Here is a 16,991-nt window from a genome sequence, read left to right as displayed (position 1 = left end):
CCGCAAGGCGGCACGCAAAGCGTTTTCGAGCGAAGTGGGCACCGGTTCGCGTGAAGAAAACGCGTCAAAACTAGAGTCAGCCGAGGGGCAGGATGAACTACGTCTGGGATTTCGGGATCCTCGCCAAGTACAGCCATCTGTTCTGGCTCGGGCTCGGCTGGACCATGGCCTATACGATCGGCACCATCATCTTAGGCACCTTGATCGGCCTGATCGTCGGCATGCTGCGGCTGCGGCGCATTCCCGTGATCGACTGGCTGCTGATCGCCTATATCGAATTGTTCCGCTGCACGCCGCTGCTGGTGCAGATCATCTGGTTCTACTACGCCTTTCCGGTCGTGATCGGCGTCAACATCCCGGCGCATGTCGCAGCGGTCAGCGTGCTGTCGCTCTATGGCGGCGCGTTCTATGCCGAGATCGTGCGCGGCTCGATCGAGAGCGTGCCGATTGGGCAGTGGGACGCGGCGAAGGCGCTCGGCTTCCGCGGCTGGCGCCTGATGCGGCTCGTGATCCTGCCGCAGGCGCTGAAGCCGATGATGGCGCCCTATGTCAACCAGTCGGTGACCCAGCTGAAGAACACCTCGCTGGTCTCGATCATCGCGGTGCCCGATCTCGTCTACAACGCCACCCTGATCAACGCCGACACCTATCGGCCGCTCGAGGTCTACACCATCGTGGCGCTGATCTATTTTGCAATCCTGTTTCCGTCGACGCTGGTGGCGCGGCGGCTGGAGCGGGGGCTGACCTACGACAAGGTGTGAGGCTGCCTCTTCTCCCTCTCCCCGCTCTTCGCGGGGGGAGAGGGTTGGGGTGAGGGGCCTCCATCCGGCGAGCAATTCGCGACTTGTTGAGCCGTGTGCCTTGCCCCTCACCCGGACCGCATCTGCGATGCGATCCGACCTCTCCCCGCGAAAGAGCGGGGAGAGGTGAAGAGGCCGCAGTGTGATTAATAAAGTCGCGCTCTAAATATTCAGCTCCACCGGCACGTCCTCGGCCTTGACGCCGGCGAGGCCGAGGCCCTTGACGAACCATTCGCGCATCTGGCCGATGCCGCGGTTGTAGTCGATCCACACCGACAGGAAATCGCGCCAGCGCTTGTCCTGTTCGCGCCGCACCGCCGTGCCGCTTGCGATCGTCACCGAGGGCGAGGCCAAGATCTTGTAGGTGCCGAGGTTCGGGTTCTTGGCGATCGCGGTCAGTCCGAGCACCAGCGCGTTGACCACGCAATCGACGCGGCCCGACGACATTTCCAGCATCACCTCGTCGCGCGATTTCAGCGACTTGATGGTGGCGTTCGGTGCAAAGCGCCGCGCCACCGCCTCGTTGGCCGAGCCGACATCGACCGCGATCCTGACCTCGGGCTTGTTGATGTCGGCCCAGGTCCTGGCCTCCAGGCCCTTCTTCAGCATCGCCCCGAACGGATGCGGGAACACCAGATTGGTGAAATCCACCACCAGCGCCCGCTGCGGGGTCGGGTTGAGCGCAAAGCCGAGGTCGATCTTGTTGGCCTGCAGATCAAGAATCGAATTGCCATAGGTCGACTCGACATATTCCAGCTTGACGTCGAGCAGCTTGGCGAGGTCGTTCGCCATCTCGATCGAGAAGCCGGACCAGGTGCCGGTGGCGAGATCCTTGTTGAAATAAGGCAACTCGCCCGGCAGCACCGCGATCCGCAGCACCTTGTTGGCCCTGATCCGGTCGAGCGTGTTGTCGGCTGTCGTCTGCGCCGAGGCCGGGGTGGCCATGGCAGCCGCGAGTGCCGCGCCGCTGCCGATGCCGAGCGCATAGCGCAGTGCGTCGCGGCGATCTTCGGAAATTGCGATGTCGTCGGATTGAGTCAAGCGGGCCTCCCTGCACCAGATCGGGGAAGCCTAGCGTCGGGTTCCGGTGCCAGCAAGGGCGCACACCTGCGCCATTGGTAGGCGTGGCGAAGGGGAGATGCCTATCTCTTCAGCTCGCCCAGCTTGCGGCAGGCAAATCGCATCTAGCCTGCCTCCGCAGGGGCGCCCTGCCAAAATATCGAAAACAACCCCATGCACAGTAGCCGGAGGCGTACCTGCATTCGACACGTCAACTTGACATGTCGGGCAAATCAGTGGCACTATTCTATTATTCCGAAATTGCGCAGACGTGTTTCCCCTCTCTCCGTAGGAACGGGGAGAGGGAAACGACCAGCATCAATACGTTCCCGGCACGTACATCTCCGGCGGGATCGGGCCGCGGTGATAGTCCGGGTTGCGCACCCGCGGCGGCAGCACCACCGGTTGGTGCGTGACCCGCTGGTAGGGGATCTGGCTCAACAGATGCGAGATGCAGTTGAGCCGGGCGCGCTTCTTGTCGACGGCATCGACGATCCACCACGGCGAGTCCTGCAGGTGCGTACGCTCCAGCATCGTCTCCTTGGCCTTGGTGTAGAGCTCCCAGCGGGTCCGCGCCTCGACGTCCATCGGGCTCAGCTTCCACTGCTTCAGCGGATCCTGGATCCGCATCGAGAAGCGGAACGCCTGTTCCTCGTCGGTGATCGAGAACCAGTATTTCAGCAGGATGATGCCGGAGCGGATCAGCATGCGCTCGAATTCCGGCACCGACCTGAAGAATTCCTCATACTGCTCGTCGTTGCAGAACCCCATCACCTTCTCGACGCCGGCGCGGTTGTACCAGCTGCGGTCGAACAGCACGATCTCGCCGCCGGCGGGCAGATGCGAGACATAGCGCTGGAAGTACCATTGCGTGCGCTCGCGCTCGTTCGGCGCCGGCAGCGCCGCGACGCGGCAGATGCGCGGGTTGAGCCGCTGGGTGATGCGCTTGATGACGCCGCCCTTGCCGGCGGAATCGCGCCCCTCGAACAGCACCACGACCTTCTGCTTCTCGTGCTGCACCCAGTCCTGCAGCTTGACGAGCTCGCCCTGCAGCCGCAGCAATTCGCGGAAGTAGAGCTTGCGGTCGATCGACGGCCTTCCGGCGACGCCGTCGTGGTCGAGCTCATCGAGCCTCATGTCGTCGAACTCAAGCTCGAGTTCCTCGTCGAGGCTGTCGGCCATCTCCTGATGGATGCGGGCACGCAAGGCTTCGTCGCGCAGGGCTTCGTCACGCAAGGCTTCATCTCGGGCGGCTTCATCGGTGAGGTCGGAGGCGGTCATGAAGGTCCGTCTTTCAGTGTGTTAGATCGATCGGACGGGAGCATTGACGGGCGATGTTACCCCTCTATGACATTGGCATGACCGCAGTTTCACGCTAGCGCGCGGACTGTGCTAACAAGCGATGACAAGATCAAAAAAGGAGACGCCGATGATTTCGCTCACGCCACAAGACGTCCTGCCGCAGGACGGCACCGCCGGCACGCTGGTCGGTCGGGTCTGGCTGCCGCAGGCGGGCGGACCCGCCGTGGTCGCGGTGCGGGCTGACGGCGTGTTCGACGTCACCGCGCGTTTCCCGACCGTGAGTACGCTCTGCGAGGAGGCGGATCCCGCGGCAGCCTTGCGCGCCACGCGCGGCGAGCGGATCGGCGATTTCGAGGCGATCCTCGCCAACACGCCGCCCGACGGCCGCGACGCGACAAGACCGCATCTGCTCGCGCCGGTCGACCTGCAAGTGCTGAAAGCCGCCGGCGTCACCTTTGCGATCTCGATGCTGGAGCGCGTGATCGAGGAGCGCGCGCGCGGCAACCCGTCGTCGGCGGAGGCAATCCGCAAGGAGGTGGTGCGCCTGGTCGGCGACGATCTCTCCAAGCTGAAGCCGGGCTCCGAGCAGGCGACGCGGTTGAAGCAGGTGCTGATCGACCAGAACGCCTGGAGCCAGTATCTTGAGGTCGGCATCGGCCCCGACGCCGAAGTGTTCACCAAGGCGCCAACGCTGTCCTCGGTCGGGTCAGGCATGGATGCGGGCCTGCATCCGAAATCGACCTGGAATAATCCGGAGCCGGAGGTCGTGCTTGTCGTCTCCGGTGCCGGCAAGATCGTCGGCGCCGCGCTCGGCAACGACGTCAATCTGCGCGATTTCGAGGGCCGCTCGGCGCTGTTGCTGTCGAAGGCCAAGGACAACAACGCCTCCTGCGCGATTGGTCCGCTGCTGCGGCTGTTCGACGGGACCTTCTCGCTCGACGACGTCAGGAAGATGGATGTCGGCCTCACCGTGAAGGGCGCCGACGGCTTCGTGCTCGAGGGGCATTCCTCGATCAGCAAGATCAGTCGCGACCCGACCGATCTGGTCGCCCAGACCATCGGCCCCGTGCATCAATACCCTGATGGATTTGCGCTGTTCCTCGGCACGATGTTCGCGCCGGTCAAGGACCGCGACGCCAAGGGCGAGGGTTTTACCCACAAGCGCGACGACATCGTCACCATCGAAGCGCCGCAGCTTGGCAAGCTCGTCAACCGCATGCGAGGCAGCGACGAATGCGAGCCCTGGACCTTCGGCGTTGGCGCGCTGATGAAGAACCTCGCGCAGCGCAAGGTGCTGTGACGTAGAGCGTAGTGCGCAGCACGTAGGGTGGGTCACGCCTCCGGCTAACTCACCCTGCGTGCTTCGTTGGCAACAACGTCCGGCCATGACGTGCTATTGCGCTTGCCGTCGCCGCCGGCGTTGTCGAACATGTTCAGAAACCTGCGCGGCAGATCAATCGCGTGCTGCAACTTGAGGGCGCGCGGAAGCATGAAATTCGGAGCGACCGCTTGTCGCGCCCTTATGTGATCCAGTTCATCCTCGTTCGCGCTGCTTCGCTTCAGCATACTGGCTCGACGCGAACAGAAGGAGTCGCGGACATGAGCGAGCAGCCATCGAATGGAATGCCTGATTGGCTCACGACCGACATGCTGGTGATTGCCGTCTCACTGGCCATTATCGTGATTGGCATATGGATCGCGCCGTAGCCTGGTTGCTCCGGCTGGTTGCCCCGCTGGGATACCGCGGGATGGTGTCACCGCCATACGCGCGAGGCGATGGCGCGCCTTACAAGCCGATCATCCGGAAGATCATGCCGCCGATGTTCGGGCCGTGATGGTGATGGCGGCGATGATGGCCTCGCGGCGGCTCGTCGCCGCCTGCGGCGGTCATCGCGGCGTTGGCGATCCTGCCGCCGTCCCGCTCGGGGCCAACAGCATCGAACGCGGCCTTCTGCTCGTCGCTGAGCGCGCCGTAGAAGCTGTCCAGCGCCGGACGCACGGTGCCGATTGCCTGCAGCATGGAATCCAATCTGGCTCCGACCGCCGCAAGGCGTGCCGGCGGCGTGCGCGCGTCGGTGGGCGGACAAGACGATTTCAATGTGTCCTCGGCCTTTGTCGCCGCATCCCGCAAGGCGTCGAGGCTCGTCCGCTGCGCGTCGGTTGGCTTGACATCGCGTTCGATGATGTCGCCGGGCCATGCGATGGCGGCAGGCTGCGCGGTATTGCAGTTGCCGTTGTCCACCGTCGCCTCACGCTGGCCGCGGTGCTGATCCGCCACCAGCGCGGTCACCTTCGCTTTCTGATCGTCGCTGAGCAGCCCATAGAACTTCTCCAGCGGCGGCTGAAGAATGCCGACCGCGTCGCGCATCGCCTGGAGGCGCTGCTGCATCGCGGCGAGGCGGCTCGGCGCCGTCAAGGCCACGTCCTTGGGACATGAGTTGAGAATGGTCGCGGACGCCTTCTGCGATGCGCTGGCGAACTCGTCGAGCGCCGTGCTCTGCTCCGCATTGGGCTGAATGGCGCTGCGGAATTGCTCGATCGGGAAGCCCGCGATATCGCCTCTGTCGCTGCCGCACATGTCGGCGAGGGTCGTGGTTTGACCGGCGGCGCGCGATCGACGCGTGGCCGGCGGCCGCGGACCGTCATAGCCGGGCAGGTAGTAGGCATAGCCGCTCAAGGCATCGTAGTCGTACGGACCGAACAGACCGGCATAGAGATCGCCATAGCCGTAATCCCAGAAGTACGGGTCGTAGCCCCAGCCCCACCAGGTGTAGTCATAAAGATCGTAATAGGCGTACGGCCAGAAGATCGGGCCGACCCAGCCGTAGCCGCCATGCGCGTGGCCCCACCAACCGCCATTCTGATGGTTCCAGGCGGCTCCGGCGGCGGCCGTCGCGATCGCGGCGCGCGTCATCGGATTGCGCAGGCCGCCCGGTCTCTGGAGCGCGGCCCGGACCTGATGCGAGGCCAACGCGTGCCCCACGGCGCTCGCATTGTGCCGCATCGCGGCGGGCGAGGCGGCATGACGGCCGGCGGCTACGCTCGGCGCGACGCGCGCGGCATGAGCGGCAGGCCGGAATTGGTTATGACGCGCGCCGGAGCCACCGCCGAGCCGCGTGCCGGCTCTTGCAGCGGGATGAATAGTGTGGAAACCGCCGCCACGCGCGCCGCTGGCGTGAAGTCCGCCACCGTGGAATCCGCCACCGTGGAAGCCGCCTCCGCCCCCATGAAAGCCACCGCCGCCACCATGGAATCCGCCCCCGCCACCATGAAAGCCGCCACCGCCATGACCTCCACCGCCATGACCTCCACCGCCGTGGCCGCCACCGCCACCGCGAGCAGCATCGGCGCTGCCTGCGAACAGCGCGGCCGATGCCACGACCGCGAGGATCGCGGTGAGCGCCAACACGGTGTGTCTGCAGCGGGCAGCCTTCAGCATCTGTCCTCACCCTTCGGATACTCAGTGATACCCGACATCAACATCGAAGGCCGCTGCCGGGTTCCCGCGACGATCCGGTCGCGACGATTTAATTTTGCAGCGCGGGACCTGCGGCGAGGGCAATCTCCGGTGTGGTTCACCGCGGCTGAGGTGCCATCACTGAATTGCGCGGCGTACGGATGCGCAACATCTTGAATTGCGACTTACTCATCCTCATCGTCGTCCTGGCGTAAGCCTGGACCCATTACCCCAATTGTCCGTCGCTGCACGACGCTGGGGCCAGATTCCCTTCACAACCAAATGCGGTGGTTTTGGGTCCTGGCTTTCGTCAGGACGACACCGTGGTGTTGGCACGATTGGAGTTACCAACCAACGCCCTCACACCGGCAACGCCGTCGAATACTTCACCTGACTCAGCGCAAAGCTCGACTCGATCGAGGCGATGCCGTCGAGCCGGGTCAGCTTGTTCTTCAGGAACGCTTCATAGGAGGAGAGGTCGGCGGCGACGACGCGCAGCAGATAGTCGCGGTTGCCGGTCATCAAATAGCACTCGAGCACCTCGTCCCATTTCGAGATCGCGCGCGCGAAGCGGTTGAGGTCTTCTTCCTTCTGCCGCGCCAGCTTGATCGAGATGAAGACCGAGACATGCAGCCCGAGCGATTTCTGGTCGACGGTCGCGATGTAACGCGAGATCACGCCGCGCTCTTCGAGCAGCTTGACCCGGCGGTGGCAGGGCGACACCGACAAGCCGACCTTGTCGGCGAGCTCCTGCATGGTCATGCGGCTGTCGGTCTGGAGCAGACTCAGGATCTTGCGGTCGATGGCGTCGAGGGCAGGCATTGGGATGAACTCGCAGGTGAGGGCCGGATCGTGGGAATTTATCCCAATTTTTTCTGTGCTGTCGCGTGGAATTGAGATTTTCGGCGGCCCCCGCAGCAGTAACATCCGAGATATTCGCCCGGAGCATTGCCATGGGAATCGCGCCTGAACGCCTCGACATGCTGTCCGCCCTGGCCCGCAAGGTGCTGTGGCTGTCGTCGTGGACCATCCATCACGCCAACCATGTGCGGCCCTCGACCGACGGGCTGAAGGTCGGCGGCCACCAGGCCTCGTCGGCCTCGCTCGCCAACATCATGTCGGCGCTGTATTTCTCGGTGCTGCGCCCGCAGGACCGCGTCGCGGTGAAGCCGCATGCGAGCCCGGTGTTCCATGCGATCCAGTATCTGTTCGGCCACCAGACCCGTGACAAGCTGGAGAACTTCCGCGGCTACAAGGGCGCGCAATCCTATCCGTCGCGCACCAAGGACACCGACGACGTCGATTTCTCCACCGGCTCGGTCGGCCTCGGCGTGGCGCAGACCTTGTTCGCCTCGCTGGTGCAGGACTACGTCAAGGCGCATGGCTGGCTGAACGACCGGCCCGAGGGCCGCATGATCGCGCTGGTCGGCGACGCCGAGATGGACGAGGGCAATATCTTCGAGGCGCTGCTCGAGGGCTGGAAGCACGGCCTGCGCAACACCTGGTGGGTGGTCGACTACAACAGGCAGTCGCTCGACGCCGTGGTGCGCGAGGGGCTGTGGGCCAAGTTCGAGACCATGTTCCGCAATTTCGGCTGGGACGTGGTGATCGTGAAGTACGGCAAGCTGATGCTCGAAGCCTTCGCCGAACCGGGCGGCGAGGCATTGCGGCGCTGGATCGACAATTGCCCGAACCAGATGTACGCGGCGCTCTGCTTCCAAGGGGGTGCTGCGTTCCGCAAGCATCTGCGCGACGATATCGGCGACCAGGGCGAGGTGTCGGCCCTGATCGATCGCCGCAGCGACGACGAGTTGCTGGCGCTGATGTCGAACCTCGGCGGCCACGACATGGCGAGCATGATCGAGGCCTTCGAGGCGATCGACCACGACCGCCCGGTCTGCTTCATCGCCTACACCATCAAGGGCGTCGGCCTGCCGATGCAGGGCCACAAGGACAACCACGCCGGCCTGATGACGGTGGCGCAGATGGAGAAGTGGCGCACGGCGCAGAACATCCGCCCCGGCCACGAGTGGGACAAGTTCGAGGGCCTGTCGCAGGAGCCCGCGAAGCTCGAGGCTTTCCTGGCCGAGGCGCCGTTCAACCGCGAAGGACGCCGCCGTCTCTCGGCGCCTCAAATCGACGTGCCGGAGCGGCTGGCCTTCAAGGCTTCCGCGCAGATGTCGACGCAGCAGGGTTTTGGCCTCGTGCTGCATGAGCTCGCACGCGGCGACAGCGAGCTTGCGTCGCGCATCGTCACCGTTTCGCCCGACGTCACCGTGTCGACCAATCTCGGCGCCTGGGTCAACCGCCGCGGCCTGTTTGCGAAGGCGGAGAACCACGACCTGTTCCGGCAGGAGAAGATCCCGTCAGCCTACACCTGGGAATATTCGCCGAAGGGCCAGCACCTCGAGCTCGGCATTGCCGAGATGAATCTGTTCATCATGCTGTCGGCGCTCGGCCTGTCGCAGCAGATCAACGGCGCACGGCTGCTGCCGGTCGGCACGCTGTACGATCCCTTCATCGAGCGCGGGCTCGATGCCTTGAACTACGCCTGCTACCAGGACGCCCGCTTCATGGTGGCGGCGACGCCATCGGGCATCTCGCTGGCGCCGGAAGGCGGCGCGCATCAGTCGATCAAGACGCCGCTGATCGGGATCGGGCAGGACGGGCTTGCCTCGTTCGATCCGGCCTTCGTCGATGAACTTGCCGTGATCATGGGCTGGGGGTTCGGCCACATGCAGCGCGAGGGTGCCGAGGGCGGTTCGGTTTACTTGCGGCTCTCGACGCGGATGCTGGAGCAGCCGCAACGGATCATGACACCGGACCTGCAGCGCGACATCACCGATGGCGCCTACTGGATGCGCGAGCCGGGCCCGAACTGCGACATCGTCATTGCGTATACCGGCACCGTCGCGCCGGAGGCGATCGAGGCGGTCGGCCTGATCGGCGAGAGCCACCGCGATGTCGGTCTCCTGGCGGTAACCTCGGCCGACCGGCTCTATGCGGGTTGGTCCGCCGCACGGAATTTGCGCCGCGACCGCCGTGGCACGCAGCATTTGAGTCATATCGAGCGCATGCTGGCGCCGCTCGGCCGCGACTGCGGCATCGTGACCGTGATCGACGGCCACCCGGCTTCGCTCGGCTGGCTCGGCAGCGTGCGCGGCCATCGGGTCGAGGCGCTCGGTGTCGAGCATTTCGGCCAGACCGGGACGATCGGAGACCTCTACCGGCACTATGGTATCGACGCCAACGCGATCATCGATGCGGCGGAAAGCGTGTCGGTCGGCGCCCCGGTTCGGCATCGCAAGATGGCGGTGTGATGAAGGGATAGGCCCCGGACCAGCGTCGCAACGCTTCGCGCTGCGCCGCATCCGGGGCACGAGAGCGGTCGGTCCTGGAGGTGTTTCGTGTCCCGGACGCGGCGCGGCACGGAGTGACGCGACGCAGAGCCGGGACCCATTTCGCGCATGCCTTGCCAGCTAAGCGGCGGCGACATTATATCCCGTGGGCGTGCACGAGCCGCGCCCCGCATATGGCGGGTTCAATTCGCCCTGCTTTCGTGCAAGGATGCCTGCCGAACGCTTTCCGTTCCCCTTATCCATACGCCCCCTACAAGAGGTTTCCGATGGTCAATCGCATGCAATTCTACATCGATGGCGCCTGGGTCGATCCGGTCGTCAAAGGCAAGTCCACCCCCGTCGTCAATCCGGCGACCGAAGAAGCGATGTATGAAGTTGCGCTCGGCTCGAAGGCTGATGTCGACAAGGCGGTCGCCGCCGCCAAGCGCGCCTTCGAAACCTATTCCAAGACCAGCCGCGAGGAGCGCATCGCGCTGCTCACCAAGGTCGTCGAAGTCTACAAGGGCCGCATGAAGGAGATCGGTGCCGCCGTCTCCGACGAGATGGGCGCTCCGCTGCCGATGGCCGAGAAGCTGCAGGCCGGCGCCGGCCTCGGCCATCTCATGAACACCCTCGAAGTGCTCAAGAAGTACGAGTTCGAGGAGACCATGGGCACCGCAGTGATCGTGCGCGAGCCGGTCGGCGTCGTCGGCATGATCACGCCCTGGAACTGGCCGCTGAACCAGATCGCCTGCAAGGTCGCGCCCGCGCTCGCCGCCGGCTGCACCATGATCCTGAAGCCGTCGGAGTTCACCCCGACCTCGGCGCTGATCTTCGCAGAAATCCTCGATGAAGCCGGCGTGCCGAAGGGCGTGTTCAACCTCCTCAACGGCCTCGGCCCGGAGGTGGGTGCCGCGATGAGCGAGCACCCGGACATCGACATGATCTCGTTCACCGGCTCGACCCGCGCAGGCGTCGATGTCGCCAAGCGTGCGGCCCCGACCGTGAAGCGCGTCAGCCAGGAGCTCGGCGGCAAGTCGCCGAACGTGATCCTCGAGGGGGCCGACCTCGCCAAGGCGGTGACCGGCGGCGTGATGCACATGTTCAACAACTCGGGCCAGTCCTGCAACGCGCCGTCGCGCATGATCGTGCCGCTCTCCAAGATGAAGGAAGTGGCCGCGATCGCGAAGGGCGTCGCCGACAAGACCAAGGCCGGCGATCCGCGCGCCGACGGCACCACCATCGGCCCGGTCGTCAACCGCGGCCAGTGGGACAAGATCCAGGCGCTGATCCAGAAGGGCATCGACGAGGGCGCAACGCTCGTCGCCGGTGGTCCGGGCCTGCCCGAGGGCGTCAACAAGGGCTTCTACGTCCGTCCGACCATCTTCGCCGACGTCACCAACGATATGACGATCGCCCGCGAGGAAGTCTTCGGGCCGGTGCTGACCATTCTCGGCGCCAAGGACGAGGCTGAAGCCGTGAAGATCGCCAACGACACGCCCTATGGTCTCGCCGGTTACGTCTCGGCCGACACCGTGGAGACCGCGCGCCGCGTCGGCCGCCAGATCCGCGCCGGCAACGTCAACCTGCAGGGCGTGCCGAACGAGCGCTCCGCGCCGTTCGGTGGCTACAAGCAGTCCGGCAACGGCCGCGAGTGGGGCCGTTACGGTCTGGAAGAATATCTCGAGGCCAAGGCGGTCGCCGGCTACAACGCCGCGTAAGCCGCACCACGAGAGACAGCATTTTGGCGCCGGGGCGGATCACCACTCCGGCGTCAGACGTTTTGGAAGGTAGAAGTTTTATCGTCGTCCCGACCGAGTGCGCAATTGCGCACTAAGGCCGGGACGACGAGGCGACTTAACCGCCGAGCGCACCTTGGGTGTTGACGTAGAGCGCATAGATCGACTGGCTTGCCGCCATGAACAGGCGGTTGCGCTTCAGTCCGCCGAAGCAGAGGTTGGCGCAGCGCTCCGGCAGCGCGATGCGGCCGATCATGACGCCGTCGGGCGCGAACACCACGACGCCGTCGAGTTCGGGATCGCCCATGCCCCAGCCGCACCACAGATTGCCATCGATGTCGCAGCGCATGCCGTCGGGCGTGCCGGGGCCGGCGTCGATGAACACGCGCTTGTTGGAAATCGTCCTTCCGTCGGCGGAGACGTCATAGGCCAGGATCTTGCGGTTCGGCTCGCCGCGGGATTCCACGACGTAGAGGATCTTCTCGTCCGGCGAGAAGCACAGCCCGTTGGGGCCGAGCACGCCCTCGGCGACGATGCTGGCCTTGCCGGTTTCGGGGTCGAGCCGGTAGACGTTGGGCTCGATCTCCGGATCGGCCTTGTAGCCCTCGTAATTGCCGAGCAGGCCGAAGATCGGATCGGTGAACCAGATCGCGCCGTCGGATTTCACCACGACGTCGTTCGGCGAGTTCAGCCGATTGCCGCCGAAGGAATCGATCAGCACCGTAATCGATCCGTCATATTCGGTGCGCACCACGCGGCGGCCGCCATGCTCGCAGGTGATCAGCCGGCCCTGGCGGTCGCGGGTGTTGCCGTTGGCGAAGTTCGACGGCTTGCGGAAGATGCTGACCGCGCCGGTCTCTTCCTCCCATTTGAGGATGCGCTGGTTCGGGATGTCGCTGCACAACAGATAGCGGCCGTCGCCGAACCACACCGGACCTTCGGCCCAGCGCAGGCCGGTGGCGATGCGCTCAACGGCGGAGAGCTTCAGCCAGTATTTCTCGAAGCGCGGATCGAGCGCGTGGATCGCGGGATCGGGATAACAGGACGCGGGACGCCAGCCGGCGGAATGAACATCGGACATTTGCTGTTCTCGTTGTTGTGTTTCGATGGTGTTTCCTTGAGCGCCTGGTTTGCTATCATTGTCGGCCTGCGACCGCAATTCGGCTGCAGCAAACAGGAAAGACGAGGGACGGCATGCCACGCATATTGATGACCGGCGCATCGGGTGGAATCGGCACGAGCCTGCGCAAGCTGCTGCCGTCGATCTATCCTGATCTCCTGCTGAGCGACATCAAGCCGCCGGCCGATCTCGGCAGCAATGAAAAGTTCAAGGCGGCCGATCTCGCCGACCTCGCACAGGTCGAGGCGATCTGCGAAGGCGTCGACGGCATCCTGCATTTCGGCGGCTATTCGGTCGAAGGTTCCTGGGATGCGATCCTGCAGGCCAACATCATCGGCTGCTACAATCTGTTCGAGGCGGCGCGCAAGCAGGGCGTCAGGCGCGTGATCTTCGCCTCGTCCAATCACGCGGTCGGCTTCTACCCGCGTCATCACCGCATCGGCACCGACGTCACGGCGCGGCCGGACAGTCGTTACGGGGTGAGCAAGGTGTTCGGCGAGGGCATCGGCGCGCTCTATGCCGACAAGCACGGCATCAAGGTGACCTGCATCCGGATCGGCAATTTCGGCGAGGCGCCGCTCGATCACCGCCGGCTCTCGATCTGGCTCAAGCCCGAGGATCTGGTTCAGCTCTGCCGCATCGGGCTCGAACATCCCGACATTCATTTCGAGGTGCTGTACGGCGCGTCCTACAACGAGCGCTCGTGGTGGGACAATCACCGCGCCTACGACCTCGGCTATCGTCCGAGCGGCCGCGGCGAAGATTTTCGCGAGCACGCGATGGCCGAGCAGGCCAAGCTGCCGCCCGATCCGGTCGGCGATTACTACCAGGGCGGCACGTTCTGCAGCATGGAGTTCGACGGCGACAGGACGAGGGTGATCGACTGGAAGAAGTGATCAGTCATCGCACTGCGGCAGCTGCTTCACCGCTTCGGTGTGCTGGCGCTGCGGCTCATTCGAGCCTTGTCCGGATGCCTTGGGTGTGCTTCCGGGCCCGTCATAGGTCTGGGAAAAGTGCGCGAGCGGGAAGTTGAGGCTGATCTTCTGCCCGGTCAGGTTCTTCGCCTCCACCACGATCGTTTGCGCGTGCTTCAGCCGCTCGATCAGCTCGCCATTGGCCTCCAGCGTGCCGCCGCAGCCGAGTGTGTAGCAGTGGGTCCTGGCGACCTGCATCGGTTCGTCCTGATCGATCCGTAGGCTGATCGTTCCTTCCAGCATGGTCCGCGTTCCGACATTCGCCGTGAGCAGCGCGCGTGTGCTGGTCTGCGGCGAAACGCTGATGGTGCCGCCCGACGGCGCGCACTGGCCGCGCGCGGCGGCGGCGACGAAGCAGCTCGCCTCGGTCAGGCAGGTTTTGGTCCAGGGTTCATAGGTGAGCTCGGTCGCGCGCGGATCGGCCGCGTTGGCAATTCCGCCGAGCGCAAGCTGCACGGCGAACGATCCAATCAACAAAGCCACATAGCGCATCGCCGTCTCCTTCACGAGGAGGCCGCGTATCGCGCTATTGCGGCTTTTTGTCGTTGGAGATGCGGACGAGATAATCCGCCTTGCTGTACTGCATGTGATCGACGCAGAGCTGCGCCAGCGCCCAGCTGTCGCGGCCTTTCAGGAGCTCGATCATCAATTCGTGCTGGCGGCGCGACAATGTGAGGCCCTCGCTGTCGGCGAGGTTCTTGGCGCGCATCGGCAGCGTCAGGTTCATGTAGTCCTGCAATGAGCGGACCAGGTAGGGATTGCCGCAGGCGGAGAACAGCGCGAGGTGAAACGCATCGTTGGTTTCATGGATGCCGCGCATGTCCTGCGCGTCGGCCTTGAGGCAGTAATGCCGTTGCAGCTCGCTCAACTGGTCGATCAGGCTGTCAGGCGCGGGCAGGGCGATCATCAGCGCGGCCTGGCGCGTCAGCATCTCGCGCACCTCGTAGATCTGCCGCACTTCCTCGGCCGAATAGAACCGCACCGTGGCGCCGACATTCTTCTCGCGCAGCACGATGCCCTGACGTTCGAGCTGGAACAGCGCCTGGCGGACGAAATGCCGGCTCGCGCCGTAGCGCTGCATCAGGGTATCCTCGACCAGCCGCAGGCCGGGCGCGAAGCGGCCGAAGATGATGTCCTCCTCCAGCCGGCGGATCACTTCCGCCTGTTCCTCCTCCCGCGAGGGGGCCTGGATATCGGGCAAGGTGGGCTCGGCTTTCATGCGCTCTCGGCTTCGGGTCGATGCCGGAGGTCAGCATGGCGCCATGGCTATTGTCAATAATGGGGGCGATTTTGCCGCAGGCCAGCTGCGCTCTTGCGCCAGATTATCTCATATTGACAATAATTACCGCCGCTCCTTAAGTGCGGCCGAACAACCACGGGAAGAGAAGAAAATGGCCGACGGACTTCGCAAGGGACTGACCAGCTATGGTGACGCCGGCTTCTCGCTGTTCCTGCGCAAGGCGTTCATCAAGGCGATGGGCTATTCGGATGACGCGCTCAATCGCCCGATCGTCGGCATCACCAACACCTACAGCGACTACAATCCCTGCCACGGCAACGTTCCGCAGATCATCGAAGCGGTGAAGCGCGGCGTGATGCTGTCGGGCGCGATGCCGTTCGTGTTCCCGACCATCTCGATCGCCGAGAGCTTTGCGCATCCAACCTCGATGTACCTGCGCAATCTGATGGCGATGGATACCGAGGAGATGATCCGCGCCCAGCCGATGGATGCGGTGATCGTGATCGGCGGTTGCGACAAGACCCTGCCGGCACAGCTCATGGCCGCCATCAGCGCCGATCTGCCGACGGTGGTGATTCCGGTCGGCCCGATGGTGGTCGGTCATCACAAGGGCGAGGTGCTGGGCGCCTGCACCGATTGCCGCCGGCTGTGGGGCAAGTATCGCGCCGGCGAGATCGACGATGTCGAGATCGAGGCGGTGAACGGCCGTCTCGCGCCGTCGGTCGGCACCTGCATGGTGATGGGCACGGCGTCCACCATGGCCTGCATCACCGAGGCGCTCGGCCTGTCGCTGCCGATGAGTGCGACGATCCCCGCGCCGCATGCCGAACGCTTCCGCTTCGCAGAGACCAGCGGCCGCGTCGCCGCCGAAATGGCGAAGACCAAGGGACCGAAGCCGAGCGAGATCCTGACGCCATCGTCGTTCCGCAATGCACAGGTCGTGATGCAGGCGATCGGAGGCTCGACCAACGGGCTGATTCACCTGACCGCCATTGCCAACCGCTCGCCGCACAAGATCGACCTCGAGGCGTTCGACAAGCTTGGCCGCGAGGTCCCCGTGCTGGTCGACCTCAAGCCATCGGGCGAGCACTATATGGAGCATTTCCATCATGCCGGTGGCGTGCCGAAGCTGATGGCGCAGCTCGGCGACCTCATCGATCTCGATGCCAGGACGATTACCGGTCAGACCCTGCGCGAGGTCGTGGCCGGCGCGGAGGACGTGCCGGGGCAGGACGCGATCCGCTCCAAGGCGAACCCGATCAAATCCGAAGGCGCGATGGCGATCCTGCACGGCAATCTCGCGCCGCGCGGCGCCGTCATCAAGCAATCGGCAGCGAGCCCAAAGCTCTTGCAGCACACCGGGCGTGCCGTGGTGTTCGAGTCGGTCGAGGACATGACGCTGCGGGTCGACGATCCCGCGCTCGACGTGACCGCCGACGACGTGCTGGTGCTGCGCAACGCCGGCCCGAAGGGCGCCCCTGGCATGCCGGAGGCGGGTTACCTGCCGATCCCGAAGAAGCTCGCGCGCACCGGCGTCAAGGACATGGTCCGCATCTCCGATGCGCGGATGAGCGGCACCGCGTTCGGCACCATCGTGCTGCACATCACGCCGGAGTCCGCCGTCGGCGGTCCGCTCGGCCTGGTGCGGAACGGCGACATGATCCGGCTCGATGTTGCCAAGCGCAGCATCGATCTCCTGGTGGATGAGGCCGAGTTGCAGAAGCGTCGTGAAGCGCTGGAGCCGGCGAAGACGCCGGACTGGGCCAAGCGCGGTTACGCGCATCTGTTCAATGAGACCATCCTGCAGGCCGACGAGGGCTGCGATTTCGACTTCATGCGCGCCAAGGGCAAGTAACTGGCAAGTAGCGCGCGTCGTTCGGCGAGGTTGTCGAATTGTCGATAATTTTGGCAATGCAGTGCGCGATAGCGCCCGGAGTCGTCTAATTCCTTCTGTTTTATTGA

General features: G+C 64.6%; 15 protein-coding genes. 6 read left to right on the top strand and 9 right to left on the bottom strand.

Going from position 1 to position 16,991, the window contains the following annotated elements; all coding sequences use genetic code 11:
• The first annotated feature begins 92 nt into the window (after positions 1-92).
• Positions 93-761, top strand: a complete 669-nt coding sequence (locus ACE10Z_RS31690; protein WP_375784282.1) for an amino acid ABC transporter permease — start codon at positions 93-95, stop codon at positions 759-761.
• Positions 762-962: 201 nt separating this feature from the next.
• Here ACE10Z_RS31690 and ACE10Z_RS31685 read toward each other — a convergent pair whose 3' ends face one another.
• Positions 963-1,841: a transporter substrate-binding domain-containing protein gene (locus tag ACE10Z_RS31685; RefSeq protein ID WP_375784281.1), complete on the bottom strand. Its 879-nt coding sequence runs from the start codon at positions 1,839-1,841 to the stop codon at positions 963-965.
• A gap of 336 nt (positions 1,842-2,177) precedes the next feature.
• A complete protein-coding gene (gene ppk2 / locus ACE10Z_RS31680) occupies positions 2,178-3,140 on the bottom strand; it encodes a polyphosphate kinase 2 (protein WP_375784280.1) in 963 nt (320 codons plus the stop codon).
• A gap of 148 nt (positions 3,141-3,288) precedes the next feature.
• Between ppk2 and ACE10Z_RS31675 the strand changes: the two genes are divergently transcribed.
• On the top strand, positions 3,289-4,461 hold the full coding sequence (locus ACE10Z_RS31675; protein WP_375784279.1) for a fumarylacetoacetate hydrolase family protein: 1,173 nt from the start codon (positions 3,289-3,291) through the stop codon (positions 4,459-4,461).
• A gap of 44 nt (positions 4,462-4,505) precedes the next feature.
• Here ACE10Z_RS31675 and ACE10Z_RS31670 read toward each other — a convergent pair whose 3' ends face one another.
• The 4 genes from ACE10Z_RS31670 to ACE10Z_RS31655 all read right to left on the bottom strand — a co-directional run bounded on the left by ACE10Z_RS31670 (position 4,506) and on the right by ACE10Z_RS31655 (position 7,440).
• Positions 4,506-4,727, bottom strand: a complete 222-nt coding sequence (locus ACE10Z_RS31670; RefSeq protein WP_375784278.1) for a hypothetical protein — start codon at positions 4,725-4,727, stop codon at positions 4,506-4,508.
• A gap of 220 nt (positions 4,728-4,947) precedes the next feature.
• Entirely contained in the window at positions 4,948-6,132 is a 1,185-nt protein-coding gene (locus ACE10Z_RS31665) for a Spy/CpxP family protein refolding chaperone (RefSeq protein WP_375784277.1), read from the bottom strand.
• A 65-nt stretch (positions 6,133-6,197) separates the two neighbouring features.
• Positions 6,198-6,506, bottom strand: coding sequence for a hypothetical protein (locus ACE10Z_RS31660; RefSeq protein ID WP_375784276.1), 309 nt, complete (start codon positions 6,504-6,506; stop codon positions 6,198-6,200).
• A 472-nt stretch (positions 6,507-6,978) separates the two neighbouring features.
• The gene (locus ACE10Z_RS31655; protein ID WP_024579268.1) at positions 6,979-7,440 is read right to left on the bottom strand and encodes an Lrp/AsnC family transcriptional regulator; all 462 of its coding nucleotides are present in this window, start codon (positions 7,438-7,440) and stop codon (positions 6,979-6,981) included.
• Positions 7,441-7,571: 131 nt separating this feature from the next.
• Between ACE10Z_RS31655 and ACE10Z_RS31650 the strand changes: the two genes are divergently transcribed.
• Complete coding sequence (locus tag ACE10Z_RS31650) at positions 7,572-9,938, top strand: transketolase (RefSeq protein WP_375784275.1); 2,367 nt, start codon at positions 7,572-7,574, stop codon at positions 9,936-9,938.
• A 305-nt stretch (positions 9,939-10,243) separates the two neighbouring features.
• Complete coding sequence (locus ACE10Z_RS31645; RefSeq protein ID WP_375784274.1) at positions 10,244-11,677, top strand: aldehyde dehydrogenase family protein; 1,434 nt, start codon at positions 10,244-10,246, stop codon at positions 11,675-11,677.
• Between the two features lie 136 nt (positions 11,678-11,813).
• Here ACE10Z_RS31645 and ACE10Z_RS31640 read toward each other — a convergent pair whose 3' ends face one another.
• Entirely contained in the window at positions 11,814-12,776 is a 963-nt protein-coding gene (locus ACE10Z_RS31640; RefSeq protein WP_375784273.1) for an SMP-30/gluconolactonase/LRE family protein, read from the bottom strand.
• 113 nt (positions 12,777-12,889) lie between these two features.
• Between ACE10Z_RS31640 and ACE10Z_RS31635 the strand changes: the two genes are divergently transcribed.
• The gene (locus ACE10Z_RS31635) at positions 12,890-13,711 is read left to right on the top strand and encodes an NAD-dependent epimerase/dehydratase family protein (protein ID WP_375784272.1); all 822 of its coding nucleotides are present in this window, start codon (positions 12,890-12,892) and stop codon (positions 13,709-13,711) included.
• Here the strand turns inward: ACE10Z_RS31635 and ACE10Z_RS31630 are convergent, their stop codons facing one another.
• Positions 13,712-14,281 (bottom strand): invasion associated locus B family protein, encoded by a 570-nt coding sequence (locus ACE10Z_RS31630; RefSeq protein ID WP_375784271.1) that lies wholly within the window; start codon positions 14,279-14,281, stop codon positions 13,712-13,714.
• Between the two features lie 34 nt (positions 14,282-14,315).
• A complete protein-coding gene (locus tag ACE10Z_RS31625) occupies positions 14,316-15,008 on the bottom strand; it encodes a GntR family transcriptional regulator (protein ID WP_375784270.1) in 693 nt (230 codons plus the stop codon).
• A 172-nt stretch (positions 15,009-15,180) separates the two neighbouring features.
• Between ACE10Z_RS31625 and ACE10Z_RS31620 the strand changes: the two genes are divergently transcribed.
• The gene (locus ACE10Z_RS31620) at positions 15,181-16,884 is read left to right on the top strand and encodes an IlvD/Edd family dehydratase (protein WP_375784269.1); all 1,704 of its coding nucleotides are present in this window, start codon (positions 15,181-15,183) and stop codon (positions 16,882-16,884) included.
• Positions 16,885-16,991: the final 107 nt, after the last annotated feature.

The sequence above is a fragment of the Bradyrhizobium sp. Pha-3 genome, assembly GCF_042258615.1.
Taxonomy (GTDB): Bacteria; Pseudomonadota; Alphaproteobacteria; order Rhizobiales; family Xanthobacteraceae; genus Bradyrhizobium.
Note: the sequence above shows the minus strand (reverse complement) of the source record. Positions and strands in the feature narration are given on the sequence as shown.

What these genes read in the sequence shown, in the direction of transcription:
- ACE10Z_RS31690 (WP_375784282.1), top strand. Translation starts at nt 93, where the DNA reads ATGAACTACGTCTGGGATTTCGGGATCCTCGCCAAGTACAGCCATCTG.
- ppk2 (WP_375784280.1), bottom strand. Translation starts at nt 3,140, where the DNA reads ATGACCGCCTCCGACCTCACCGATGAAGCCGCCCGAGATGAAGCCTTG.
- ACE10Z_RS31675 (WP_375784279.1), top strand. Translation starts at nt 3,289, where the DNA reads ATGATTTCGCTCACGCCACAAGACGTCCTGCCGCAGGACGGCACCGCC.
- ACE10Z_RS31670 (WP_375784278.1), bottom strand. Translation starts at nt 4,727, where the DNA reads ATGCTGAAGCGAAGCAGCGCGAACGAGGATGAACTGGATCACATAAGG.
- ACE10Z_RS31660 (WP_375784276.1), bottom strand. Translation starts at nt 6,506, where the DNA reads ATGCTGCTCGCGGTGGCGGTGGCGGCCACGGCGGTGGAGGTCATGGCG.
- ACE10Z_RS31655 (WP_024579268.1), bottom strand. Translation starts at nt 7,440, where the DNA reads ATGCCTGCCCTCGACGCCATCGACCGCAAGATCCTGAGTCTGCTCCAG.
- ACE10Z_RS31650 (WP_375784275.1), top strand. Translation starts at nt 7,572, where the DNA reads ATGGGAATCGCGCCTGAACGCCTCGACATGCTGTCCGCCCTGGCCCGC.
- ACE10Z_RS31645 (WP_375784274.1), top strand. Translation starts at nt 10,244, where the DNA reads ATGGTCAATCGCATGCAATTCTACATCGATGGCGCCTGGGTCGATCCG.
- ACE10Z_RS31640 (WP_375784273.1), bottom strand. Translation starts at nt 12,776, where the DNA reads ATGTCCGATGTTCATTCCGCCGGCTGGCGTCCCGCGTCCTGTTATCCC.
- ACE10Z_RS31635 (WP_375784272.1), top strand. Translation starts at nt 12,890, where the DNA reads ATGCCACGCATATTGATGACCGGCGCATCGGGTGGAATCGGCACGAGC.
- ACE10Z_RS31630 (WP_375784271.1), bottom strand. Translation starts at nt 14,281, where the DNA reads ATGCGCTATGTGGCTTTGTTGATTGGATCGTTCGCCGTGCAGCTTGCG.
- ACE10Z_RS31625 (WP_375784270.1), bottom strand. Translation starts at nt 15,008, where the DNA reads ATGAAAGCCGAGCCCACCTTGCCCGATATCCAGGCCCCCTCGCGGGAG.
- ACE10Z_RS31620 (WP_375784269.1), top strand. Translation starts at nt 15,181, where the DNA reads ATGGCCGACGGACTTCGCAAGGGACTGACCAGCTATGGTGACGCCGGC.